Source organism: Eggerthella sp. (assembly GCF_048329335.1).
GTDB lineage: Bacteria > Actinomycetota > Coriobacteriia > Coriobacteriales > Eggerthellaceae > Eggerthella > Eggerthella lenta.
On record NZ_DBFEGU010000326.1, the window covers coordinates 1 to 7,191 of the forward strand.

The window sequence follows — 7,191 nt, forward strand, 5'->3', positions numbered from 1 at the left end:
GGCGCTCGCGATCCAGGCCGGGACCTGCGCCTTCTTCCCGACGCCGAACGCGGCCATCAGCGCCTGCGTCCCGAACAGCCCCGCGCTCCACGCCACCAGCGTGGTGAACACGATCAAAGGCCACTGGAGCTCCATTATTCATCACCCTTCCAGTCGCGGTTGCGCAAGATGAACGCGAAGCACGGGTCGTTGCCTACGTTGGGCAGATGGTGCACGTCGGTGCCGGCGTCGAAGTCCTTCACCAGCTCGCCCAGCGTCACGCGGTTGCCCGCGTACAAGCCATCGTACGAACGGTCGGCGCTGTAGCCGACGGCCGGAGCCTCGAACGACTCGATCCCCTGCTCCAAATCGCCGAAGAAACGCGCGCGGCCGCCGCACTGGATGACGCACTGCGGCAACCCGCCCTGCCCCACGATCTGCGAGCACAGGGTGCACTTCTCCACGACGCCCTCCTCCTCGTTCAAATAGCGGACGTTGTAAGGGCAGCTCATCGCGCAGAACTGGCAGCCGATGCACTTCGCCTTGTCGATCTGCACCGTGCCGTCCTCAAGCTTGTGCGAGGCGCCCGTGGGGCACACCTTGACGCACTCGGGGTCGGCGCAATGCTGGCACTGCACGGGCAGGTAGTACATCTCAACGTCATGCGACGACGTAGCACCTTCCTTCAGAGAAGGACCGATGCGCAGCACCTTGTTCCAGTAGCTGCCGATGGGAACGTTGTTCACCGCCTTACAGGCCACCATGCAGCTCAGGCAGCCCACGCACCGGTTGAGATCGGTGGCGATCGCGTACTGCGTCATAGCCTACGCCTCCTTTCGAATCTCGTAGTTCGGCAGCCATTCCTTCAGGCGCGGATCGGAGGCATCGTAGATGATCTCGGTGCCGTCCTCGGGCGCGCAGGGGATGACCTTGCCGTCGGGGCAGTTCTCGGGCGTCGCCTTGTATATCTTCACCGGCACGCCGCGCATGTGATGCGAGCTGATGAACTTGTCCTGGCCGTGCGGATCCCAGATGCATTCGATGTTCGACAGCATGCAGCCGTGCGTCGGGGCGGGCAGCTCCGGGAACCACCAGGCATGCTCGGCGTTCGCCCAGCCTTTCGCGATGCCATGGTACAAATCGACGCTCTGGCGCACCTTGCCCCACTCGGTCTCGATCCAAGCCCAATCGCCCTGCTCCAAGCCCAGTTCCGCAGCGTCGGCCGGATTCATCTCCAGACGCGGCGCAGGCCACAGCTCGCGGCACCACGGCAGCTGGCGATGCTCGGAGTGGAAGTACACGGGGATGCGGCGACCGGTGGTCAGGATGATGGGATACTCTTCCAGGTCGATCTTGCCGCCGTCGGCGGACGACGCGGGCGGCTCGTAGTTCGGCATCATCTCCTTGATGGGATCGAACTTGCCCGGCTCGAACTCGTTGGCCATGTCGATGCAGTAGGTTTCGAACGCCATAGACCAGAATTCCACGAGCGCGTTGGGCGTGGGGCAGCCGAAGTTGTTCACCGGCTGGCCCGAGTCGTCGACCGACCACGGAGCAGCCGTGCAGGCGTCTTTGCCCATGCGCATCCAACCGGTCTCGAAGCGGCGGTAGGTTCCCCAACGGTCGGGCTCGATCTCCTTCGCGTTGATCCAGCCGTTCTCCTGGAAATCCTCTTTGAAGTCCTCGAAATGCTCCCATTTGCAACCCGGATACCGCGTGTCGAAACCCGATTTCTCGTTGTGGGCCTGGAACCACTCCTCCAGGCGGTCGTCGTGGTGGTATGCGCCCGGGCCATCGCCCTTGATGCTCATCCACGTCCCGTTGGGATTGCCCTGCTTCTCAAGCGCCTCGAAGATCAGGCGGTTGATGTCGTAGTCGAACTTGGTGTCCGCCGGCGGCTCGATGGCGCGCTGCGTCAAACCGATGCCCCCGGACGCGCCCTGGCTCACACGGATGTTGTTCAGCTCCGTCCAGTGCTGGCACGGCAAAATGATGTCGGCCATCTCGGTACCGGGATGATGGAACATGTTGATGTCAACCCAGAAATCCAGCTTGGACAAGGCCTCCCATGCCAGCGTCGCGTTCGACATGTTCATGAACGAGCCGGATTCGTTGATGCCGCCCTTGAGCGGATACGGATCGCCGTTGATGCATGCTTCCCAGATGCACGTGGCATCGGCCCACTCGTTGTAGTACGGCAGGATCGGGAACTTCTCGGCGCCCACCATGTTGCTGAGGATCTCGCGCCGGTCGGGGATGTTCGTCGGCTCCAGCTTGACGTCGGGCAGGTAGAACGGCGGGCACTGCGGCTCGCCCGTGATGGCCTCCATGCCCTTGAGGGTCCACTTGACCTCCTGCGGCATGTTGACGCCGGGAGCGGCGGTGGCCTGCTCGTCGACCGGCGTGCGGGTCAGGCCGCGATTGCCGGCCGGGCCGTCGAAGTTGCCAGTCATGTAGGACAGGTGCAGAACGGCGCGCACGGTCTGAGCGCAATTGCCCACCTGGTCGGGAGCGAGGTTCAGATGGATGCCACCATTGCCGTAGGTCTGGCCCTCAGGACGCGTCGCCCACGCGAGGCACGCCTCCTCCACGAGCGCCGGATCGAGGCCCGTCTTCTCCTGGCACCACTCCGTAGTGCACTCCTTCACGGATTCCTCCAGGTAAGCCCACACGGGCTTGGCAACGTGCTTCGTGCCGTCTGCCAGCTCGATCTCGTGCGTCCCCTTCAGATCGAAGTCGATGCCGGCCTCCTCCAGCTCCCAGTAAGACAGCGGGGGAAGATAGCCTTCCTGCGACGTTCCCTTGTACACGACTTCCATCTGATCGCGCGTGGGGGCGACGTGGTTGCAGCCTTCCCATTGCGTGGCATCGGCGTCCCAATACACCAGGCCGCCCGCGCCGTCGTTGGCGTTCTTGTTCCACGCATAGAACTTGTGGGGGCTGCCGCCCTCTTTCAGGTCGCTCTCCTTCAGAAGACGGGTCTTCAGCTTCGTGCCGATGAGGTCCTCCAAAGGCGGCACTTGGACAGGCGATGACAGGTCGATGTAGCGGCCGCCCGTAGGCTCCATGTCCTCGACCACCAGAAGCGACGCATCGGTCCAACGCTTCACGAACTCCCAGTCCACCAGGTCGTGCTCGATGATGATGTGCTGCCAGCACAGCGCGAGCGCGCCGTCGGTGCCGGGCTTGAGATTCAGCCAGTAGTCGGCCTCCTTGCCCGAACCGGACAGGCGCGGGTCGATGCAGATGTGTACGTCGGCCTCATTCATCTTGTCCACCAAGTTGCGACAGCTGTCATCGTAGTTGGAGTTCTCAGGCGCGGTTCCCCACTGCACGTACACGCGCGGCCCGTCGCGCAGCGCCATCCACGGGGCGCCGTCGACCGAGCTGATCCAGCCCATCAGGCGGCGCGGCCCCTTGCAGATCTCGGAGGCCACGTGCGCGTTCGGGGTATCGAACAGCCATTTGTAGAACGCATAGGGGCCGTACACCCACTGGCGCGACGTACCCGCCATGTTGAAAATGGACTGCCCGCCGTACCGGTCGATGATCTGCTGGAACTTCTCACCGATGGTCTGCATCGCCTCGTCCCACGTGATGCGCTGCCAGCCGGGGTCCTCGCCCTTGGGATTCGTGCGCTTCATGGGATGGTATATGCGATCGGGATGGTACGCCGCCTGGATGGACGACTGCGACTTGCCGCAGCAGTTACCGCTCGACTGGAACGACGACTGATCGCCCTCCACCTTGACGGCGCGACCGTTCTGCACGGTCACCCACACGCCGCACTCCATCTTGCCGCAGCCGCGGCAGCACGTGCGCACGCGCTTGACGTCGTCGCCGCGCGCAGCCGCGCCGGCATCCTCGGCCAGCGCCGCGTTCGGGGCGGCGGCCGTGCAGGCCACGGCAGCGCCCGTCACGGCAGCCAGCTTCGTGAACGCACGGCGCGTCAGATTGAGCTCTCCCATTCCTCCTCCTTCTCCGTCTCGTCCTTCGCGGCGGCCGCGGCTTCCGCGCCCGCTGCTTTGTTCGAGCATGCGCCGCGATGCCGTTAGGCGCATCATGCATTTCTGCAAAAAGTCGAGCGAAGCAGCCGCTGCGACATCATGCGTTTCCCATGATTTTGGAGAAACCCCTGATAAACGAAGCATGACGTCAAACATCAACATAGCGGGCCACGCAAGCCGGAAGGATCGAGCACGCTATAATGAGCCGCAGGGGATCGAGATCTTGAGGGGGAATTCTCGTGACGCACATGCCGAAACCGCTGACAACCGCTCAGGATCGATTGCGGGAAACGTCGCCGCGAAGCCTTCTGAACCTGCGCATGGTCGGCTTCGCCTTGGCGCGCGCCTGGGTGTACCTCATGTTCCTGGGCACCGCCACCAGCTCCATCACCTGGAACGGCGAACCGCTGCCCGCGGGAGCGTATCTGGGGTCGACGCTCGTGCTATGCGCCACCTTGTTCGCGAGCGCGATCTTCCATCGGCGCTTCGCGACGCTTATCAATCGCCGCGCCTTCCGGTTCCTCGGACCGGCCCTCACCACCGTCGGCACGCTTGCACTCGCCTGCGCGACGCTGCCAGATGCTCCGTCGATCGAGCTATGCGCGCTGGGCTCGATCTTGACCGGTGCCGGATCGGGATTGATCGATCTGGGGTACGGCGAGCTGTACCGCAACGTCGATCCTCGTCGCACTTCGTTCGAAGCGCCGCTCGCCTTCCTCATCGCGGCGGCCCTCTTCCCCGCCGTGCTCGCCTTGCCGCCTGTTGGAGCATGCGTGATCTGTGCGCTGCTGCCCGCGATTTCCGGCTGGATCCTGTTCGTGAAGCTGAAAACATGGTCGTCGAAAATCGAGCCCATCGTGCAGCCTTTCGAGATCCACTTGGGCAAGTTCTCCTGGAAGATCGGCATATGCGCATGCCTCATCGGCATGGCCGACGGCGTGGTGCGCGCGGTGTTCATCACCGCGAACGCCGCAACCGTGGACACCTTCTACCGTTTCCCCTTGCTGTGGTCGAGCCTGCTTACCATCGCCATCATCTACGGCTGCGTGCTGTTCTCCAGCAAGACGGGCCTGCGCCCCGTGTACCGCTCGGTGATGCTGGTCATGGCCGTGTTCTTCATGCTGCTGCCCGTGTTCACCGGTTTCTCCGAAATCGAGAGCACCATCGCGTTGGCGGGTTACGGCACGTTCAACGTGCTTATCTGGATACTCCTCGCCGACATCTCGTTCACGTACCGGCTTTCGGGCATCATGGTGTTCGGCATCGGCTGGGGCATGGTGACGCTCGGCGTGCTGCTGGGCTCGTCGTTGGGACAGTTCGTGTGCGCGTTCGCGCCGTTCTCGCCGCAAAGCCTCAGCCTGATCGCGCTCATGGCCACGCTGGCCATCCTCATCTCGTACATGTTCGTGTTCAACGAGAACGATCTCATCGCGCTGGCGAAAGGAGACGAGGACAAGGACGAAGCCGAACCGAAACGCCAGCGCTTCCAAGACCGCTGCAAAGACGTGGCAGGCGAATACGGCCTATCGCCGAAGGAAACCGAGATCATGATCCTGTTCGCGAAGGGCCGCTCGAGCACCCGCATCCAGGAGGAGCTCTATCTGTCGCGCGGCACGGTGACCACGCACCTACGCCATATCTACCAGAAGATGGACGTCCACGGCAAGCAGGAGTTCCTCGACGTGATCGAAGGACGCGAATAGTTTTCACGCCCGCCGCACACGCAAGGTCAACTTCGTCCGTCCAGTCGCCGGCGCCCTGGAGCCCTTCTTCGGGGTCGATTCGTCGTTTGCAGGGAGGGTGCGGGGAGGCGAGCCGTGCTCGAGAAGGGCATCGGAATTGGAGGAACCAAAGGGCGGGAGCCCGAGTGTCTCACGTGAAACATTTGTTCTTTTACCTCAGGATGTTTCACGTGAAACATCCGTTCTTTTGCGGCCAGTGTTCTTAGGCATCAAGGCGTTGCTTGTCCGCTGAGCAAATTTGCGCTACTATTGAGCAAATTTGCTCAATAGGAGGCGACCATGCACGAATACCGCAGACCTCTCGTCAACACGCTCGTCGCACGCATGCGAGAACCTCGCCGCTTCATCCAGATGCTCGTCGGGCCGCGCCAAACCGGCAAGAGCACTGCGATCAGACAGGCGCTCGCCCAGGTCGACCTTCCGCGCCACGTCGCCTTGGCAAGCATCGACTCCTCGAGTCGCGACTGGCTTCGCGCCCAATGGCTCCAAGCCCGCAACCTCATCAACGAGGGGTCGCCATCGGCATTACTCGTCATCGACGAGGTGCAGCTGGTCAGCCAATGGTCGGCCGTCGTGAAGGAACTGTGGGACGAAGATACCTGGAGCGGCATCGACCTGCGCGTGGTTTTGACCGGATCGTCGTCGATCCTCCTTCAACGAGGCCTGGTCGAGGGACTTACCGGTCGATTCGAAACGATCCGGAGCACCCATTGGGAATTCGCCGAATGCAAGGATGCGTTCGGCTACTCCCTCGATGACTTCCTCTTCTTCGGCGGCTATCCCGGCGGAGCGGCGCTCAAAGACGACGAGCAACGCTGGCTCAGCTATATCAACGATGCCGTGATAGAGCCCAGCATCTCGAAAGACGTCATCGCCCTCGAAGAGGTGCGGAAACCCGCGCTGATGCGCAAGCTCTTCCACCTCGGCGCGCCGTATTCCGGGCAGGAGCTGTCGTACCGCAAGATCCTGGGCCAGCTCGACGACGCAGGGAACACAACGACCGTCGCGCACTACCTCGACCTTCTCGACGGAGCCGGACTGCTTTGCGGCTTGCAGAAGCACGACCCCAAACTCATCAGGGAGAAGGCGAGCTCGCCCCGCCTCATGGTGTACGACACCTCCCTCATGACGGCAACGTATGGACGCTATCGCGATTTCCTTCTCACCGATCCCGAGCGCAAAGGGCACCTGGTCGAAAGCGCTGTCGGGGCGTTTCTGCTAGCGCAGTCCAAAAAGCAGAACTTCGAGGTTCATTGGTGGAGGGAAGGCTCGAACGAGGTCGATTTCGTGCTTGCGCAGGGAGAATCCGTAACCGCCATCGAAGTCAAAAGCGGACGCGTGAAGTCGCTCAAAGGCCTGACGGCGTTCGTTAACCTCGTGCCGCATGCGCGAACCCTGGTGGTCGGCTCGAGTGAATGCCCACTCGAAGCGTTTCTCCACGGCGACGTGCCGCTGCTTTAGCG

The 7,191-nt window shown here is 62.6% G+C and carries 4 protein-coding genes; 2 read left to right on the forward strand and 2 right to left on the reverse strand.

What is annotated here, in order from left to right; genetic code table 11:
• Positions 1-134 precede the first annotated feature (134 nt).
• Both ACMO6A_RS10225 and ACMO6A_RS10230 read right to left on the reverse strand, forming a co-directional pair.
• Positions 135-800, reverse strand: a complete 666-nt coding sequence (locus ACMO6A_RS10225; RefSeq protein ID WP_021409700.1) for a 4Fe-4S dicluster domain-containing protein — start codon at positions 798-800, stop codon at positions 135-137.
• Positions 801-803: 3 nt separating this feature from the next.
• Positions 804-3,947 (reverse strand): molybdopterin-containing oxidoreductase family protein, encoded by a 3,144-nt coding sequence (locus ACMO6A_RS10230; protein WP_021409682.1) that lies wholly within the window; start codon positions 3,945-3,947, stop codon positions 804-806.
• A 287-nt stretch (positions 3,948-4,234) separates the two neighbouring features.
• Here ACMO6A_RS10230 and ACMO6A_RS10235 point away from each other — a divergent pair, with 287 nt between their 5' ends.
• Both ACMO6A_RS10235 and ACMO6A_RS10240 read left to right on the forward strand, forming a co-directional pair.
• Positions 4,235-5,689 carry a response regulator transcription factor gene (locus ACMO6A_RS10235; protein ID WP_157003893.1) on the forward strand — a complete coding sequence of 485 codons (1,455 nt, stop codon included), beginning with the start codon at positions 4,235-4,237 and terminating at the stop codon, positions 5,687-5,689.
• 318 nt (positions 5,690-6,007) lie between these two features.
• Positions 6,008-7,189 (forward strand): ATP-binding protein, encoded by a 1,182-nt coding sequence (locus tag ACMO6A_RS10240; RefSeq protein ID WP_009306128.1) that lies wholly within the window; start codon positions 6,008-6,010, stop codon positions 7,187-7,189.
• Positions 7,190-7,191 lie beyond the last annotated feature (2 nt).